At 44.4% G+C, this 18738-nt stretch carries 16 protein-coding genes; 10 read left to right on the top strand and 6 right to left on the bottom strand.

Going from position 1 to position 18738, the window contains the following annotated elements; all coding sequences use genetic code 11:
• Window positions 1-285: 285 nt before the first annotated feature.
• Entirely contained in the window at window positions 286-672 is a 387-nt protein-coding gene (locus tag KJB05_RS10960) for a hypothetical protein (protein WP_208445404.1), read from the top strand.
• 192 nt (window positions 673-864) lie between these two features.
• Here the strand turns inward: KJB05_RS10960 and KJB05_RS10965 are convergent, their stop codons facing one another.
• The 4 genes from KJB05_RS10965 to KJB05_RS10980 all read right to left on the bottom strand — a co-directional run bounded on the left by KJB05_RS10965 (window position 865) and on the right by KJB05_RS10980 (window position 6621).
• Complete coding sequence (locus KJB05_RS10965; protein WP_208445405.1) at window positions 865-2799, bottom strand: GGDEF domain-containing protein; 1935 nt, start codon at window positions 2797-2799, stop codon at window positions 865-867.
• A complete protein-coding gene (locus tag KJB05_RS10970; protein ID WP_208445406.1) occupies window positions 2796-3899 on the bottom strand; it encodes an extracellular solute-binding protein in 1104 nt (367 codons plus the stop codon). The genes KJB05_RS10965 and KJB05_RS10970 overlap by 4 nt, the downstream gene beginning before the upstream one ends.
• Before the next feature lie 233 nt (window positions 3900-4132).
• Window positions 4133-5227, bottom strand: coding sequence for a 3-phosphoserine/phosphohydroxythreonine transaminase (gene serC, locus KJB05_RS10975; RefSeq protein WP_208445407.1), 1095 nt, complete (start codon window positions 5225-5227; stop codon window positions 4133-4135).
• Between the two features lie 131 nt (window positions 5228-5358).
• Entirely contained in the window at window positions 5359-6621 is a 1263-nt protein-coding gene (locus KJB05_RS10980; protein WP_208445408.1) for a DUF945 family protein, read from the bottom strand.
• A 185-nt stretch (window positions 6622-6806) separates the two neighbouring features.
• Between KJB05_RS10980 and KJB05_RS10985 the strand changes: the two genes are divergently transcribed.
• The 3 genes from KJB05_RS10985 to KJB05_RS10995 all read left to right on the top strand — a co-directional run bounded on the left by KJB05_RS10985 (window position 6807) and on the right by KJB05_RS10995 (window position 9996).
• Window positions 6807-8747, top strand: a complete 1941-nt coding sequence (locus tag KJB05_RS10985; RefSeq protein ID WP_208445409.1) for an ATP-binding protein — start codon at window positions 6807-6809, stop codon at window positions 8745-8747.
• Window positions 8744-9241 (top strand): response regulator, encoded by a 498-nt coding sequence (locus tag KJB05_RS10990; RefSeq protein ID WP_208445410.1) that lies wholly within the window; start codon window positions 8744-8746, stop codon window positions 9239-9241. Before KJB05_RS10985 ends, KJB05_RS10990 begins: the two co-directional genes overlap by 4 nt.
• 206 nt (window positions 9242-9447) lie before the next feature.
• Window positions 9448-9996, top strand: a complete 549-nt coding sequence (locus tag KJB05_RS10995) for a hypothetical protein (RefSeq protein ID WP_005442235.1) — start codon at window positions 9448-9450, stop codon at window positions 9994-9996.
• 212 nt (window positions 9997-10208) lie between these two features.
• On the opposite strand, the gene KJB05_RS11000 is transcribed toward KJB05_RS10995, so the two are convergent.
• Window positions 10209-10796: a TfoX/Sxy family DNA transformation protein gene (locus KJB05_RS11000; RefSeq protein WP_208445411.1), complete on the bottom strand. Its 588-nt coding sequence runs from the start codon at window positions 10794-10796 to the stop codon at window positions 10209-10211.
• 370 nt (window positions 10797-11166) lie between these two features.
• On the opposite strand from KJB05_RS11000, the gene KJB05_RS11005 reads away from it, so the two are divergent.
• The 5 genes from KJB05_RS11005 (at window position 11167) to KJB05_RS11025 (ending at window position 16752) form a co-directional block, all read left to right on the top strand.
• Window positions 11167-12087, top strand: coding sequence for an HDOD domain-containing protein (locus tag KJB05_RS11005; RefSeq protein WP_009705833.1), 921 nt, complete (start codon window positions 11167-11169; stop codon window positions 12085-12087).
• Between the two features lie 103 nt (window positions 12088-12190).
• The gene (locus KJB05_RS11010; RefSeq protein ID WP_208445412.1) at window positions 12191-13096 is read left to right on the top strand and encodes a lysine exporter LysO family protein; all 906 of its coding nucleotides are present in this window, start codon (window positions 12191-12193) and stop codon (window positions 13094-13096) included.
• 208 nt (window positions 13097-13304) lie between these two features.
• Entirely contained in the window at window positions 13305-13817 is a 513-nt protein-coding gene (locus tag KJB05_RS11015) for a hypothetical protein (protein ID WP_005442243.1), read from the top strand.
• A 121-nt stretch (window positions 13818-13938) separates the two neighbouring features.
• On the top strand, window positions 13939-15585 hold the full coding sequence (panP, locus tag KJB05_RS11020; protein WP_208445413.1) for a pyridoxal-dependent aspartate 1-decarboxylase PanP: 1647 nt from the start codon (window positions 13939-13941) through the stop codon (window positions 15583-15585).
• A 312-nt stretch (window positions 15586-15897) separates the two neighbouring features.
• Window positions 15898-16752: a MurR/RpiR family transcriptional regulator gene (locus KJB05_RS11025; RefSeq protein ID WP_005442248.1), complete on the top strand. Its 855-nt coding sequence runs from the start codon at window positions 15898-15900 to the stop codon at window positions 16750-16752.
• A 78-nt stretch (window positions 16753-16830) separates the two neighbouring features.
• On the opposite strand, the gene KJB05_RS11030 is transcribed toward KJB05_RS11025, so the two are convergent.
• A complete protein-coding gene (locus KJB05_RS11030) occupies window positions 16831-18075 on the bottom strand; it encodes an iron-containing alcohol dehydrogenase (RefSeq protein WP_005442249.1) in 1245 nt (414 codons plus the stop codon).
• Window positions 18076-18434: 359 nt separating this feature from the next.
• Between KJB05_RS11030 and KJB05_RS11035 the strand changes: the two genes are divergently transcribed.
• A complete protein-coding gene (locus KJB05_RS11035; RefSeq protein ID WP_005428550.1) occupies window positions 18435-18701 on the top strand; it encodes a GrxA family glutaredoxin in 267 nt (88 codons plus the stop codon).
• Window positions 18702-18738: the final 37 nt, after the last annotated feature.

Below are 18738 nucleotides of genomic sequence, written 5' to 3' on the forward strand. Positions count from 1 at the left end.
AATCCTATTTGCTGCATTACGTAGGCAGATAACAGTTTAGCTTTTTATAATATGCTTAGGATTGATTAAGTTAGAGCATTTAATCCGTGCATATCCGCGTTGAGAACTCATTAGGTATCACTTCTTAATCGGCAACGTATCGTACAAAAAACAAACGCAACTCCTTGAATATACCCATACTTAGCAATAGGAGTATGTATCAATTTGTAAATGCTATCTTATCAAGCTTCATAGTCGCTAAGATGAAACGTTAAAGTGCTATACGTTTATTCACAGGTGAAACGCATGAAAAAGATTCGCTACCCATTTGATTTGCACGGAACGCTCTCAATCCGATACAGGGACAAAGTAAATCCAATTTTTCTTGAGACTGACGAGGAAAATCAGTCCATTATCGACATTGATGATTTTGCAGTAAGAGCGTTTAGCTACGACGCAGAAGATCGTCTACTAAAAATATCGTTGCAAAAGGCGGTGAACCTTACCGAGATCTCGGATTGCGGTTCAGTATTTACAGGCGTGGAGCTAGAGCAGAACAACATCAAATTGGATCTTTTATACTGCCTCTACAATGCAGGCATTATTAGCTCTAGCATTTCTTACCCACTTGATGACGCTTCACCGATCGAATCCATTGCAGTCTCAAAGCCATTAACCTTGCATTTAAAGTAGAGTCATTGATGAAGTAAAGAGCTCCCAAAGCAACAGCTAAGGCTCTGAAGCAACAATAACTAATAACTAATAACTGCATCACCATACTCAAATAAAAAGCCCTTGCTGTACGGACAACAAGGGCTTTTTGTATTCAGGCGAGTAACGCTAGATTAATAGGATCTGATATCTATGCCCTACTCTGATAGCGGTTTACTTTTGGTAGAACGCACGTTTTTTCTCGTACATGGCTTCATCTGCAATAGAGAACAGATTTTCCAGCGCCACCGATTCACTCGATGCACCGCCAACAGAGAATTGAACTGGGTGACGGTTTTGCCCTGATAGCTCTATCCATTTGTCTTGCTGAGATGCTTCCAAAGCCGAAATCAGTTCATCTAATGCTGCGGCATTCATATCTTGTGCAATCACCGCAAACTCATCGCCACCAATTCGATACAGGGCGTGCTTACCTTGAAGTACCGTCTTAATCAGTTGGGTGGATTTAGCAATCAACATGTCACCACGATCGTGCCCGTAGGTATCATTCAACGTCTTCAATCCGTTAATATCGATGATAAGAATCGACATCCTATGCCAACGCCCCTGAGCAACAGACTGGCGCGCATACTCATAGTCTTCATCAAACGCTTTTCGGTTAAAGCTTTTGGATAATTTATCTCGACGAGCGAACTCTTCCAATTCAAGCCAAGAGTAGAGCTGCTTCTTGAATAGCTCTAGAAGGATCCCTTCCTCTTCGTTCATCGAATAAGTGCCGTAGTCGAAGTAACCTAGCTCAGAACCCGTTGATGAGCGCATCGTTTTGACGCGTTCACAGTCCGGTTTCTCAAAGCTAAAACGCATGTCTGAATCAGGAAAGAGCTTGATTAAACCTGAATTGATCACTTCCGGAATCGCGTGATACCCCACACCTGCATGGCTGGTAGTGAAATTAATCAAGGTCATCAATTTAGCTTGGTGCGCCTCTTCTCGGGTCAAGTTCGCACGTAACTCTGCCGTTTGTTCATCAACGCGATGCTCTAGCTCTTGGTTAAAGTTCGCTAACTGTGCGTTGGTTTCTTGGACTTGCAGGTTTGCCTTTCGCAGTGCTTGGTTTCTGATCTCCAATTCATCCATGTGATTGGTCAATTGAAGCCACAACGAGTCGAGCAATCTCATCAATTGCCTAAACTCTTTAAACTGGAACTGCTTGGGTTGAAGATCCGGACGCTTGTTGTTTTTAAAGCTACGTACCACCCGCTCCATCTTCCTGATAGGTTGAGTCAACCAACGGCTTGCCACAATCGCAAAGCACAGAGTCACGATGAGCGTCGCGACGATAATATTGAGTAGCTGTTGCTTCGAGCGCATAAGGTCTTGGTTACGCACAGCGTCAGAAACAGTGTGCACCATAGTGACTTCAAGCGGCTCTACAAAGTTACTGTTGTTCACCTCTATCTCACTCACATGGCGAGAGTTATCCGTCTTTAACTTGTTGATGTCACCATAGTGGAAGTTCACGCTCTCTTGCGCATAGAGGAAAGGCTGAGAGATACGAATCAAATCTTGGTACGAAACCAACACCACCAAATAACCTTGCGGCTCGTACTCTGATCCAGGCAACAGCGTGTAAGGCAAAAGCGGACTAACGAAAGCAATACCACTTTGTCCCCCATCCAAAACTAACCCTTCATCAAAGTAGGTGGTGTGGAACATTTTACCCTGCTTATAAACATCGCTAGCGGTGCGTATTTTGTTTAGCAGTTTGCTGGTTTCTAAATGGTAAACGGAGCCATTGCTTTCGTACATTGGCTGCCAGTTTTTGTCGATGATGTAAGTGGTACTGACGTTAACGGCCAGCTCTTCAAACGTTTCGATCATCTGCCAGATGATGCTTGAATACAGCACGTTATCCATCCCTTGAACCAACAAACGGTCTTTGGAGTACCAACGTGTTAAGTTCGCGACGAACGTCAGATCTTCCGTAACTGTTTTCTTGATACCTTGATTGGTATTAACAAGCTTAATCTCTTTCTCTACCAACAGATCTTCTTGGTGTTTTTCGATCATGCTGGTACCGACCCAATAAGCAGGAAGCAAAGAGCCTAGCACCACAATCAACGTCAGGATATTACGCAAACTTATCATGATGCTTTCCTACGTTTGTGAATATGCTGAGAGTGCTTTTGGATGAAGTCCACTACAAACTCGGCAGCAGATTCTGCGGGCATGCCTGCACGGAAGCGTTTGTAGCCACGAATCAACGCTTCCCATGTCACCGCCATCTCTACCGTACTCGGCATGACATAAGCAGGGCTCAACTCGGTATAGAGATCACTGTAATAGGAGCTCTCTTCGTCATACCATTTGCGATTGATTGAGCGGTTGGTCGAAATCAGATTCTGGTTGATGATAACGTCTTCGATGAACTCAGGTTTCTGTACAATCGTTGCTAAGGTTCGCATGGCTTGGCGTTTGTCTGGGTTTGCCATTGCTTCAGCATTAAACGCCAGCACTTTGCCACCACTTAACGAATGCATGTGATGGTTGTTGTAAGTCGGCAAGCCACTGATTTTCAGCTCTTTTGAAAAGTGTTGTTTAAGCTCCCCTAACGCCCAGTCACCATCAATTAAGTACGCCACTTCACCATCGATAAACTGCTGTCGTGCCTGATCTTGGCCGTATTCGCCTTTTAAAACGCCGACGACAGGAAGCTCACCATAGAACTTCAGCGCAGCAGCTAAAGCACCAACGTCAATGTCTGTGACCGGTTTAGAACGATGGTCAGAAAACATTGGAACAAACGACATCAAAAAATACATATTCGGATATTGCATCGCGAGCGTCGTTCTTCCCTGCTCAGCCTCTTCGAGCAGCTCTTCCCACGTCGGTTCAAGATCTTTAGTGAGCTTTGTGTTCACGTACAACACAAGGTGATTACCCAATCCAAGAGGCACGCCATAAATGGCTCCATCAACCGAGACCAGCTCTAGCGCTTTAGGCTCAATACTCTTTTCATCAATCCAGCTCGAAGGGATTTTAGCCAAATCGAAATAATCGTGTAGCCCCAGAAAATCTGAAGGCACCCAAATCACATCAGGTACCGTAATCCCTGTCTGTTTTGCTAATAACAGCTCTGAGCGAATGTTGTTTACGTCAAACTCACGAATCGCTAGCTTGTTGCCCGTCTCTGCCTCAAAACGCTCTTGGATCTCAGCAACGGTTGAGTACTCAATACCGCTCCACACTTGGATCTCTTGTGCATTTGCAAAGGAAGATAAGCAAAGCAGAAATGTCAGACAGAGGTTTCTCACTAGATTTCTCGAAAATTGATGATGTTACAAAGATAGCGAACAGCGGATGGTTGTTCAAAATCGCCATTTGGAAATGTGCGTGTGCTTCCATTAGAAAATAGCGATTCTGCAGAAAGTAAAAAGCGCCGCTAATGCGACGCTTTAAAGGATTGTATCACAGGTCGCGATTAAGCGTATTCTTGCTCGAACTCTCGCATGAAGTCGACAAGGGCTTGTACGCCTTCTAGTGGCATTGCGTTGTAGATGGAAGCACGCATACCGCCAACCGCGCGGTGACCTTTTAGCGCTTTCAGACCTTTCGCGTCTGCTAATTCTAAGAACTTTCCGTCTAGCTCAGGCTTAGCAAGTTGGAATGGTACGTTCATTAGAGAACGGTTCGCAGAATGCACACCATTGCGGTAGAAGTCTGATTGGTCAATGTAATCGTAAAGCAGTGCTGCTTTATCACGGTTTACCTGTTCAATCGCTTTTACGCCGCCTTGCGCTTTCAACCACTTGAATACAAGGCCAGATAGGTACCATGCAAACGTCGGTGGTGTGTTGAACATTGACTCTTTCTCTGCCAACACTTTGTAATCCAAAATGCTTGGGAGTACTTCTTTCGCTAGACCAAGCAGATCATCACGAACGATCGCAATAGCGATACCTGAAGGACCAATATTCTTCTGCGCACCCGCGTAAATCACGCCGTATTTTGAAACGTCGATTTCACGAGAAAGAATGGTTGAAGACATATCAGCAACGATTGGTTTGTCCGTCACTGGCATATCGTTGATTTCAATGCCGTCAATGGTTTCGTTCGGGCAGAAATGCACGTAAGCCGCGTCAGGAGAAATTTTCCATTCTGCCGCTGGTAATACAGCTGCTTTGCCATCGATAACCGTCTTTGCGTTGAAGACGTCTGGTTCACAGTACTTTTTCGCTTCTGCTACTGCGCTTTCTGCCCAGTAACCGCCATCAATATAAGTCGCAGTTTCCGCATTGCCTAAAAGGTTAAGTGGAACAGCGGCAAATTGAGCACGAGCACCACCTTGGCAAAACAGTACTTTGTAGTTGTCTGGGATGTTCAGAAGATCACGAAGGTCTTGCTCTGCTTCTTCTGCAACCTTGATGAACTCTTTGCTTCGGTGACTGATTTCCATCACTGAAGTACCAAGACCTTGCCAGTTGATTAGCTCCTTTTGTGCTTGCTGCATGACTGCTTTTGGCAGACCTGCTGGCCCTGCACTGAAGTTAAATACGTTGTCCGTATTTTGTTCCATGATGCTCATTGCTCCTGCTAAGTAAAGATTACGAAATTAATATCACGTTTTTGCAGGGATAAAAACAACAAAAGAGGTCTTACGACCTCTTTTTAAACTGAAAAAGCTAAAAACTTACTTTGTAAACTTCTCTATTGCATCAAGGCTGGCATAAGCAGTGCGATTAAAGGAAACTCTTGTCCGTTTTCGAACTTCAATTTCCCATCAGAAATTTGCGCTTTTAGTTCATAACCATTGTCTTTTTTCTGGATAAGTTCCATCACCATCAGCTCATCCACACTTTCTTGAATGAATGGGTAAAGATCCACGAGTTCATCCGAGAAGTAAGTGTTTAGAGAACCATTTGTCGCCGTCATCAACTTCATTGGGTCTTGAGTGATGTGGTCAGTACCTTGAGGCACAGACAATTGCCATTCGTTGCGGAACTTGCCTTCACCAAATGCCAAAGACAACTCATTCACAGATAGGCTGAAGCCTTTGCTAAACAAGGTATCAATATGTGGCAATAGTTTTTGAACTTCTTGCTCATCCAGCATTGGCGAGCTTTGGTAAATTGACATGATTTCATCAAAGGATTTGCTGTCTACATCGCCAATAGCAAAATCCAACTTAAAGTTATCAACGTCTGTGCCATCAGTTAAACGCATTTGCTTCGCATCTAACACAAGTTTCGTGCTCAGCTTATCGCCCGCTTCGTTCAGAGAGGTATTGCCGCTGTAGCTTGCGTTCTCAATCAGGAACATAGGAGCAAGTTGCGCATCAACGATATCTAGCTTTTGTAGTGAGAAAGACTGCTCACCTAGCCAGTAACCTTTTGCTTGCTTACCTTTACCTTCACCTTTTAGCTCTGTTAGGTGAATCTCTTCGCCATTTTCGAAATCAATTTGTACCGAAGGAATCGACACTTGGTAGTTCAAATCACCCAGTACCGTTACATTACCTTTCACTTGAGCAGGGCTTGAAGAAAGGTGCATACCTTGAGCATCATTCTGGTAATTCCAGCTAGCAAGATCCAACGTGAAATCGGTGTTGCCATTCAACTGGGTTTTGCTGTGCATCGTCAGTGGTAAGAAGTCCGCATCCACCAATTTAGAGTCAGCACTTAGGCTTGTTAAACCATGAGTCACGTCACTGGTTACATCAAATGCAGTCGGCAGACCATCGCGCTCAAGCTGCGCTTTGATTTCTGGGTCGACAACGGTGTAACGCGTCAGAACAACTGAAGACAGGTAACCGCGGTCATATTCCACGATTTCACCTTTGACCATTTCATCGTTCATGTTGGCGATGCCATCTTCAATGATAGTTTGACCAATCTGACCAACCGCTAGCGGCCAACATAGCGCAAGAGAAATAGCGCCACCAATGGCACCGATTTTTTTTAGATTTTCCATAACGTCACTTATTGAGTATTTGTGCTCAGTCTAACCCAAACCCAAAGCGGATAAAACATTGAGATATATCAGACTATTGATGGTTATTTTAGTTCATTAATCGAGAATAATACCCAGCTCCCACCCATTCTTACATTTAATTGATATGTTGTTAGTGCCAAGTTTTAACCGGAGCTCAAACCGCTGTGAACCGTTACGCTGTATTGTGCCTCGACAACAATCCAATCAGTGCCGAACAGTTTCGATTGGAGTTGTCAGCCTTCTCAAGTAAGTTTGATATTCTCTCTGTGGAATCGATAGAAGAAGCACAGAGCGCTCTCGAATACCTCGAAGAAAGAGAGCAAAAAGTGGCACTCGTTATTGCCAGTCATCACGCACATTTTAACGGCGTTGATTTCCTCATTGGTTTGGATCGCAAGCCTCATACTGAACGAGCTCGCAAAATACTGATCAGCTGCTCTTCGGATATTGAAGCCATTTTAACCGCCGTTAACGAGGGTAGACTCGACCATTGCTTAACTAAGCCACTCCCTGACAAGGTTCTGTTCAATACAGCACAGAAAGAGCTCACCCAATTTATTCTTCGTTACGACAGAGAAGACTTGCTCAGCTATAGTCAAATTCTCGACCAGCACAAGTTGCTCCGTGCACATATCGAAAATCAGATGAGTAACTACCAAGCTGGTTTCCTAAACGATTATCACGCCCTTTCCGACGGAGAACTGGCAGAACAGGTCATCAGTGCTCTGCAACATTTCTTTGAACAAAATGACGATACCAAGGCTTGCCGTACCTACTCACCAGAACACTTGCTCACGGTAGAAGGCGAACCAAACAGTTTCTTGTGGTTTATTACCAGTGGTGAAGTAGCACTCTACAAACGCGATGAGCTTGGTATGCAGCGCGAAGTGGTTCGACATTCGAAAGGTAACATTGTCGGCGGCATGTCGTTTGTTACTGGAGAAAGTTCCTTCTCGACAGCCTTAACACTCACCAAAACTGAAGTGATCAAGCTAGATAGAAAAGTCTTTCGTAAAGTAATGCAGAGCGACTCAAATTTACTGCCTTTGTTTACCAACTTGTTGTTACGCCATTTCAACCGACGTTTGCAGCGCAGCATTAATACCAAGCTACAACTGCAAAAAACCTTAGAGTCATTAGAATCCGCCCACCAGCAATTAATCGAGCGTGAAAAGATGGCAATGCTTGGCCAGCTTGTCGCTGGGGTCGCTCATGAGCTGAACAACCCTATTGCGGCAATTTTGCGGGGTGTAGAAAACCTGACGCTAACGTTAGAGAATCTGCTTAAAGAGCTTCCTAGCCATGACATTCAAGAAAAAGGCGTTGCCTTACTGACCAAAGCCCAACGCGTCAAACCCGCTTCTACTTCTGAGCTACGGGAACGAGTGAAACAACTAAACACCGACCTACCCGACAGAGCGCTCGCTAAGAAAGTCGTTAATCTCGGACTCGAATCTGAACAAACCTTGATAGCGCAGCTCAACCGTCAAAAAACCGAATCACTGCACACCTTGGGAACTCTCGAGCAGTATCACCAAGTTGGTGCCTCTCTGCGTTCGATAAATGTATGCGCCGCTCGGATTGCTGATATGGTGAAAAGCTTGAAGGGCTACGCCCGCTCTGATGATGAGAGTTTGCATTTTGCAGACCTGCATGAAGGCATAGAAGATACGTTGGTGATCTTTGAAAACAAACTCAAAATGCACAAGGTCACGACCGACTATACTGAGCTACCAAATGCCCTTTGCCAGCCGATTGCGCTGCAGCAAGTGTGGACCAATCTTATTTCCAACGCGATTGATGCTTTCCCAGACAAAGGGGAATTGGTAATTCAGTCGAGATTGGTCGAGAAAGACAGTCAAACTTATGCCGTCATCTCATTCAAAGACAACGGATGTGGCATTCCAGAATCACAACAAAAAGCCATTTTTGAACTCAACTTTACAACGAAGAAAGAAGGTAATTTCGGTTTAGGAATCGGACTTTCTATCTGCCAACAAATCATGGCGGGCCATAAAGGCTGGATAGAAGTGGAATCTGAGCTCAACCATTTCACTTGCATGACCGTCTGGTTACCTATCACTCAAGAAGGAGATGAAGCATGACTAAATATCTGATTTTATGTGTGGATGATGAAAGAGAAGTCTTGGATAGTGTCCTTCAGGATTTGATGCCATTTGAAGATAACTTTGTGGTCGAAGGCGCGGAATCTGTTACGGAAGCCAAACAAGTGATTGAAGAAATGGCGGAAGATAGCATTCAGCTCGCCTTGATTCTGTGTGACCACATAATGCCGGAACAAACGGGCATCAGCTTCTTAATCGAGCTCAGTCAAAATGGTGACACTCAATCCGCTCGAAAAGTACTCCTTACCGGACAAGCAGGGCTTGAAGACACTGTAGAAGCAGTTAACCACGCAAGTCTTGATTACTACATTGCTAAACCTTGGAAAGGTGAAGAATTAAGAGAAGCTATCGTCTCGCAACTGACTGCTTTTATGATAGAAAATGATGATAACCTTCTATCCTGGACTTCTATTTTAGACGCAGAAGCAATTCTTAACGCCATGGCAGATAGACGAGCGAGCTTCGGCGAATAGTCCTTTTAATACAAAAACGCGCCATGCGACCTCAACATGGCGCGTTTTTTGCTGTTAACTTGGCACAATTGACTCATTTGACAAAACATCGACACTTTTTTGTTGGTCGTCGCCCTTGGTTTTTATTATGATGTCGAACAAATCAGATTACGGTTCAAGTGGTTACTTGGATCCATGGAACTATAAGACAAGGTTTATCGTTAGTTATGCGTAAAACACTATTAGCCGCTGCCCTTTTGCTGGCATCTAGCCAAGCTCTAGCTGCGAACGACTACAACGCTCCAGCAACAATGAGCAACTTTAGCTACGACTACATGGAAGCTCGCATTGGTGCAAGCCCAGTAACATTCGGTGCTGGTTTCAGCAAATCAATCCACCCAAATGCACACGTAATTGCACGCATCGATTCTGAATTCGATGGCGATTTCGATTCAGCAGCGGGTTTTGGCTTCCACTCTCCACTAAACAACTGGGCTGACCTAACGGGTGCAATGCTAATGCGTGTTGTACAACCATCAAACTCAAGCAGCACAGACGTTGGTATGGAACTGAACCTTGGTGTACGCCAATGGCTTGGTCCACAACTAGAAGTGGGTGGTAAAGCAGGCTACGTATCTATCGACAACGATGACGATTGGATTGGTTCTGTTTACGCTCGCTTCCACTCTACAGAGCTATTCTCTCTAGGTGCAGAAGCACGTATTAACGACTTCTACGGTGACCAAGTGATGTTCACTACTCGCTTCAAGTTCTAATCACCCCCTTGATTGAACAGCCCTAGAAGCACAAATAAAAAAAACCGAGGCATCTGCCTCGGTTTTTCTTTTCTGATAACTAATTTGTAGCAATGACTAACTCGAATGAAGTGGCTAAAAGCATCAACTTCCTTTTGTCGCTTTCAACACTCACCTTTTATGACTCGCTAACTTCATCCTAAACGAGTCAATCATCGTGAAACTAAAGCGCCTTACTCGCACATGGCTAGCAATTGCTTCTTGCGTGGCTCTTGGATTAGTTTCCAGTGGATACCATCGATCGCACCAGCAAATTTCCATAGAAGTTTCACATCAACGTCACTGCCGTAAGCAACTCTGACTTTGTTGAACACTTCTACCGGTCCAAGTTCTAAAAATGTGTCGACATCATCAATGCCGGCTTTCTTTACCATGCGTTCGAGCGTTAACTGCATATTTGGCAGATCACGCAAACGTCTACTGGCAGAAGACTTTTGGTATTTGCGTTCCTTAATAGAACATTCAATTGATTTTTGTAACAGTTCGTCTAACCCATCAAAGCTTGAATCAAACAGGTCTGTTACGTCGTAATAGTTTACGGTTGCCGTCGTTTGTTTTTTGACGTGCTTATACTTTTCGCAGTTTAGTTCAGTAAACTCATCATCCAACCCATTTCCGCCGCGTAAATAACAACAGTCGTTACTTACCAACGCGAACATTGCGTCATTGCTGAATAAACCAATACCACCAAACATTGAACGTTTTTGGTACTCACTAAAATTGCTTACATAGTTAAAAAAAGCTTGGTCTGTCATGTCCATTGACCTCTTTAATTGGAATAAATTACCCCGATTAGCGATGTCACCAGATTGAACAGCAGCTTATAGCGATTAAAAATTGTCGTTATGTTGGCGATATTTTTGTGAATTGCGCTCACCAACTGTCTTAATCATACTTAACGTTGAAAAATAAGTTAGGATCTATGTCACAGATGACAAACTACAAATTCAACATACGTGATTAGTTTCACAGTTACTTATCTTCATCCGATGTTTTTTTGACGCAGTAAGTGCCAAAAAATAAGCATCATGGTGATTAATGCGGCAATTGCGAGAGCGGATTAGGTATTTAATTGATAACTAACATACTGTGAGGGTACACTGTACGAAAGCTCTCAAGCACAGCGTCATAATGGAACATTTATCATTTTTTTGGCTACCTAATAATAAAGATAAGCTCATAAAGGCACTCGAATCTGAGTTCGCTCAGCTGGTAGAACAATCGATTTCTACTGGTAAAATTTCCCTTCCTCCCATCCCAGATGTCGTCCTCAAGATCCAACAACTTTGCACTGAAGAACACACGACCATTGCAGATGTAGCAAATGCCTTACTGGAAGATCCAGGTTTGGCTGCAGTTGTTGTTCGCGTGGCAAACTCTGTCATCTTTAATCGTCGCAACATTACATGCAATGACTTAACGACGGCAGTTTCACGCCTTGGGATTCTGCGAGTGAGGGATATCGTCACCGCACAAGCGATTGAACAGTTGAAGCACTCTGTAAACCTGACCAAAGAGTGTAATAGCATCTTGGTGAAAAGTGCGGCGGTTTCACGTGAGCTTGGCGCAACCATGGTATTAGTGGTTCAAGAGTTTCGTAAGCATGAGCCGGCGACCTATGGGCATCTGGAGCAAGAAAAGGCACTACTGGTTGGCTTGTTAGCCGACATTGGCTTATTCTGCCTAATCAATGAATACCACCTCTATCTCGATCGCGGCAATTACCTTGATGCCGATATCGCGCTACAAATATTCCAAACCCGCTGTTCTGCAACGAGTAAATTAGTGCTAGAAAAATGGGGCTTTGATAATGACTTCCGCGAAGTCTCCTCGAATGAGAAGTTCGAATCTGCTCGCCCTGAAGTAAGTTATTTAGATATTGCTCGTATCGCAAACCATCTATTAATGTTCCGTAACCAAGACGAGCGCATTGAAGATCACGAAGTAGAATTTAATTTAACAGGTGCAGAAGTCTTGTACGATCTCAGTAATATGAGTGATACTGACTTCCAAAGTGAAATTAAAGAAGTACTCAGCGCAAGCGGTCTTTAATCTTACCAGCTTCAAATCAAGCCACGATAAGCGTCAGATAGTATTCTGATACGTTGATTCGTGGCTCTGTTGTTCTTTATCCAGAAAGGAATCATTGGGCTTTATGTTCTCAGGGATGCTATTTATCTTCGCCCCACTCGTGGTGGGTTATTTAATTCCAGTTTCTCGCGCGTCAGTATTGGAGAAGATCAATAAATCGACGTCATACCTTATTTACGTCATTCTTTCCCTGATGGGCTTGAGTTTGGCTGCGCTGGATAATTTAGGTAGCAATCTACAAACCATCCTTCTATACGCGGGCACCTTCTTTGTATGCTTGGGAGCCTGCAACCTGCTCGCTTTGCCTTTGGTCGATAAGCTGCTTCCTTTGCAAACCGATCAGAATCAAAAGAAGCTTCCTCTTTCGTCAATGGCCTTAGAGTCAATAAAACTTGTCGTCGTTGTCGGTGGCGGCCTAGTCGCTGGCTTGATTCTTCCTATTGGTTTGTCTTGGGTAGATACAGCGAGTGAATGGATTTTATTCCTTTTGCTTTTCTTTATCGGCATTCAACTGCGCAATAGTGGTTTGACACTTAGACAAATCCTACTCAACAAGCAAGGCATGGCGATTGCGACAGTGATTATTGCAACGTGTATGCTTGGCGGTGTAATTGCTGCAATGATTTTGGATCTTCCTCTTTATCAAGCTTTGGCAATGTCTTCCGGTTTTGGTTGGTATTCACTGGCTGGCATTTTGATGGGTGACGCCTTTGGCCCGATCTTTGGCGGCGCTTCTTTCTTAATTGAACTGATGCGTGAGTTAGTCGCTTTGATTGCCATTCCACTGCTTATTCGCAGTTATCCATCTACAGCAATTGGCTACGCTGGCGCGACAGCGATGGACTTTACCCTGCCCGTCATTCAAACCACGGGCGGTGTTCGATGTGTGCCTGTTGCCATTGTTAGTGGCTTTATCTTGAGCTTATTAGTGCCAGTTATGATGCTTTTCTTTGTGTCTCTTGCTAGGTAGATCTCAGGAATATTCATTAACATCCATTACAATACGGCAAAAATTCAAATACCCAAGTAACCTCAAAATGCTCAATTCGAAGAGAATTTTCTGGTTCACCGCTTTGTTATCGAGCCCTTTAATTTTTAACTCTTGGATCGGTAATCAGTGACAGGCAAGGCATATGTCTATTGGGGTTACAAAGGGAATACAACCAAAAGGAATAATAATGAAACGCTTTGTCGTTGCGGCGCTCCTCGCTACAAGCTCAACTTTTACTTTTGCTGCTGATCAGCAATGTCTTGCAACTAAATACGATGGCTACATTGATGCTTCCCTACAATGGTATCAAGACCTCGTAGACCTAACGGTGACTCAATACCCTGACTTAAACGAAGTTAGTCAATGGTTCTTAGAAGGCCGTAAACACCACTTCGAACTCAACCGTGAAGCAGTACATTATTTTCTAGAAAACGATCCAAGCCGAGTAGCAACAGAGCAACCGGTTGAGGCATGGTTGAAGCTAGAACAACATGATGTGAAGCAACTGGCGACACGCAGTGATGCCTTAGGGGAAGCGGCGAAGAAAACCTTCAGCGATCGTCAATCTGCAAACCATCCAAAGAACTACGACCTACGCTCTGCATTTGCTGACTTATTGAGCCACCCAAAACAGATCGATTCTGCGCTTAACAAGTATAATCAATCAATTGCTAAGATTGAGAAGCAGAAATGTGAATAAATCCCACCCTTGAATTTCATTTCAGCAATATGGGTTTCAATAATTAAAACGGGACTTTGCGCCCGTTTTGGTTTAGATTGTGCCGCTCGCATTACCAAAATAACTACAAAGATTCTTTGCTATGGTTAAGGAACAAAAAACCGCTGACGTTAGCTTCGAGAGCTTGTTAAAGATCTTCACTATCCCTGAAGGTCCAGATTCAACGTTGACTAAAATTGATGAAAGTCTTTCGCAGAACTTGAATCAATTTCTTCGTGAACACATCGTGGCAGAAGAAAAGCCTTTACGTGAAATTGAGAAAGACTTTTCTTCTGCTCAGATTCCTGAGCAACCTGAGTTCGTGTCAGACCATACCGAGCACCTGCTAGATACCTTGGTATCTCACTCGGTTCACACCTCTGCACCAAGCTTTATTGGTCACATGACTTCTGCCCTGCCGTATTTCTTAATGCCGCTGTCGAAGATCATGATTGCCTTGAACCAAAACTTGGTGAAAATCGAAACATCAAAAGCTTTCACACCGCTTGAGCGTCAAGTTCTTGGTATGTTGCATCGTCTTATCTATGGTCAGGACGATAAGTTCTACCGTAAATGGATGCACAGTGCGAAACACTCTCTTGGTGCATTTTGCTCTGGCGGTACCATCGCTAACATCACTGCACTTTGGGTTGCTCGCAATAAAGCGCTGAAGTCAGATGGCGCATTCAAAGGTGTAGAGAAAGAAGGTCTGTTCAAAGCCATGAAACATTATGGCTACGAAGGCTTAGCGATTTTGGTTTCTGAACGAGGTCACTACTCTCTTAAGAAAGCAGCAGACGTTCTTGGTCTTGGTCAAGAGGGCCTAGTTGCCGTCAAAACAGACGCGAACAACCGCATCATTGTTGACGACCTAAAAGCAAAAATCGCCGAGCTCGAATCACAAAACATCAAGCCTATTGCTGTGGTTGGTGTTGCTGGTACGACAGAGACTGGCAGTGTTGACCCTCTACCTCAAATTGCAGAAGTATGTGCTGAGCACAGCTGCCACTTCCACGTGGATGCAGCTTGGGGCGGCGCGACTCTGATGTCGAACAATCATCGTCACCTACTTGGTGGCGTTGAACTTGCCGACTCTGTAACGATCGATGCTCACAAACAGCTTTACATTCCGATGGGCGCTGGCATGGTTCTGTTTAAAGATCCAGATGCGATGAAGTCTATCGAGCATCATGCACAGTACATCTTGCGTAAAGGTTCTAAAGACTTAGGCAGTCATACGCTTGAGGGTTCTCGATCTGGTATGGCAATGTTGGTTTACGCAGCAATGCACATCATCAGTCGCCCAGGTTACGAGCTTCTGATCGACCAAAGTATTGAGAAAGCACGTTACTTTGCCGATCTGATTAACCAGCAAGAAGATTTCGAATTGGTGTCTGAGCCTGAGCTTTGTTTGTTAACCTACCGCTATCTACCAACCAATATGCGCGCGGCGTTAGATAAAGCACAAGGCGTTCAGAAAGAAAAACTTAATGAGCTAATCAACCAGCTCACTCAGTTTATTCAGAAACGTCAGCGTGAAACTGGCAAGTCGTTTGTCTCTCGTACTCGACTGAATCCAGACCAATGGCAACGCATGAACACCATTGTATTCCGCGTCGTTCTCGCTAACCCATTAACCACCAATGATATCTTGAGCGCGGTTTTGAGTGAGCAAAGAGAAATTGCTCAGCAAGCACCGAGCTTGATGGCTAAGATTGAAGAAACTGTCGACGACATTCTCAATTCTTAGGCGCCAATGTGAGTTACATCAAAGTGAAAATTTCTTTCTTTTTGGTGTAACTCAGACATCATTATTGTGCCACTAGAGCAACAAACCAACGATCCCACCTTCAATTCTGTAGTTTTTACAACATTTTGTTTGAGGCTTGTCAAATTCTCACGAAATAGTAACGGTATTTGTTTTAGCCAGATAAAGGATCGGGTTTATACTGAATTTATGGCGCTGGTGGTTTTCGTTAACGCCCCTCTAGACCGAGAAGCCCCTTGGGTTTCCATACGTTAACAGAGCCAGCGAGTTGTTCTCTATACCCTCGTGAACACTATGAATACATTAGAAAAAATTCAAAAAAACCTGGAGAATTTCAGTAAGTCAGAGCGCAAAGTTGCGGAAGTAATTATGGCGTCTCCACAAACTGCAATTCATTCAAGCATTGCAACGTTAGCTAAAATGGCTGACGTGAGTGAGCCTACTGTTAACCGTTTCTGTCGTCGTCTGGATACTAAAGGTTTCCCAGATTTTAAACTTCACCTTGCGCAAAGCCTTGCCAATGGTACGCCTTACGTAAACCGTAATGTCGAAGAAGACGATGGTCCGGATGCATACACGCACAAGATTTTCGAATCGACAATGGCGTGTTTGGACGTAGCGAAAAACAGTCTTGATTCGATGCAAGTTAACCGCGCGGTTGATCTTCTGACTCAAGCTAAGCGCATCTCATTCTTCGGTCTAGGTGCTTCTTCTGCTGTTGCACGAGACGCTCAAAACAAGTTTATTCGCTTCAATATTCCAATTACTTGTTTCGAAGATATCGTGATGCAACGCATGAGCTGCATCAACTGTAGTGACAATGACGTTATCGTTCTGATTTCTCATACTGGTCGCACTAAGAGCCAAGTTGAGATTGCAAACCTTGCTCGTGAAAACGGCGCGACGGTTATTGCCATCACAGCAAAAGACTCACCGTTAGAGAAAGCAAGTTCACTGGCTATCACGCTGGATGTACCTGAAGACACAGACGTATACATGCCAATGGCAAGTCGTGTTGTTCAAATGACGGTCATCGATGTGCTAGCGACAGGCTTTACGCTACGCCGTGGTACTGGTTTCCGTGAGAACTTGAAGCGAGTAAAAGACGCGCTGAAAGACAGCCGCTACGACAAGCTAAGTCAATACTAACGAATCGACTTAGTCTGGAATAAAAAATAGAAAGGGGAGCTAAATAGCTCCCCTTTTCGTATCTGATTGATCGTATTTCTATTGATTCACATCCGAAAGATCGGAACGTGACTCCAACACCTCTACTGAGCTGACATGTTGACTGCCTTCACTCTCGCCCATGCAGGCATCACTGCAATCACAAACTTGGCGAAGAATGTACACCAAACGATCTTGTGTAAGCGGTAACGGATTACCTTTGATAGCAACTGACTTTAGTGCATCATCGGCGACTTGCTCAAACGACGTCTGACACACGCCGAATTTACCAAGCTGAGGCAACTCAAGCTTATCCAGCACCATTCTCACCCAAAGTACGCCATCATGCTCGTTGGCATTGGTTCTTTCCGTGACGAGTTGGGCCAATCGCTTGTAACGGCTTATCACATCACTGCGCCCTGCTCTTTTTGCGGCATTGATGTTTTCTTGCATAACATGAGGAGCCAAACGCGCAGTAATAACACTGTGTGGGGCATCGAGCTTGCCACCTAGTGCAGAGGCTAATCCGTGCGCCGCACCAAGTTTAGCGTTGGTGATGGCCATCCCGCCTAAAAGTGCCGCAAAAGAAAGGTCTGCTCTGGCCTTATGATTATCCTGTTTGCAGCCCGCAATGACCGAACGACTTAATCGACGTAATCCCTCTTCACACACCATATCGGTGAGAGGGTTTGGATCACCACATACGTATGCTTCCATCAAATGCGTGAAGGCATCCATTGCTCCGCGACCAGAGGTATATTGGTCAGTGCCATAGGTTAACGTTGGATCGACTATCGCTACATCAGCGAGCATTTCCGGACTTCTTAAACTGACCTTCACTTGGTCTTGCCCGGATTTAAGTACGGCGTTTCTGGTTACCTCAGAGCCGGTGCTTGCCGTTGTAGGAATCGCAATAAAATGAATCGGTTTGGTTTTTAAAGGTACGTTTCGTCCAACCACTTCGACGTAATCATAGACATCACCTTGGTTGGGAATGATCGCGGCAAGTGCTTTGCCCATATCAATGACACTGCCTCCGCCAATCGCAATGACCATGTCAGGTTGAAACTTGCGCCCAAGCACTGCAGTTTCTTCCACCATGGTGATATTGGGTTCGCCATTGATGGCGACGTGTTGATAACGCATGTTCTGCGCTTTTAGATAATTAATGATAGGTGTGGCTCGTTGCGTGTCTTTACCAGTGACCAGTAAAACGCTATAGCCAAATTGATTGATTACAGACAGCGAAGATTGGAGCGCTCCCTCGCCGAAGATAATCCGTGTCGCAGTCATAAACTGAAACATACACTTCCTCCCCAAACAACAACTCACACTAGAGTGCTATGCTTTCAGCAAAAAAAAGTTGACCGAGTGCACCTTGCCGCCATTAACCCTTCAAAAAGTGTGTTTTTATGCGTCACTTCACATACTTAACCGCAGCGATTTTGCGGCTAAGAATCATCCCCAAAAGTGACTTTTCTTGGCTTTAAGCTTAGTGCGTGTTTAGTTTTTATACGATAGATTTCACCTATCGAGCCAAGAGGTAAATGCTGCTTTATTTCCGTATCTGGATCGGGCATAGTTATCCCAACAAATGAAAGCATGTACCAACATGACGTCTAGTTGTGCTTTCAACAAGAATAGATTTTAGGAGAAATAAGATTATGTTCGTAGTTATCTTTGGTCGCCCAGCTTGCCCATTCTGTGTTCGCGCAAAAGAGCACGCAGAGACACTTAAAGCAAAACGTGATGACTTCAACTACCGTTACGTAGACATCCACGCTGAAGGTATTTCTAAAGCTGACCTAGAGAAAACAGTTGGTAAGCCAGTAGAAACTGTTCCTCAAATCTTCATCGACCAAACGCACATCGGTGGTTGTGATGACTTTGAAGCTTACGCAAAAGAGCACCTAGGTCTATTCGACGAGTAATTCGAATAACTGATTTTTTAAAAAGCCGCTATTAGCG

Origin of the sequence: Vibrio sp. B1ASS3, from assembly GCF_905175355.1 — a bacterium.
Taxonomy (GTDB): domain Bacteria; phylum Pseudomonadota; class Gammaproteobacteria; order Enterobacterales; family Vibrionaceae; genus Vibrio; species Vibrio owensii.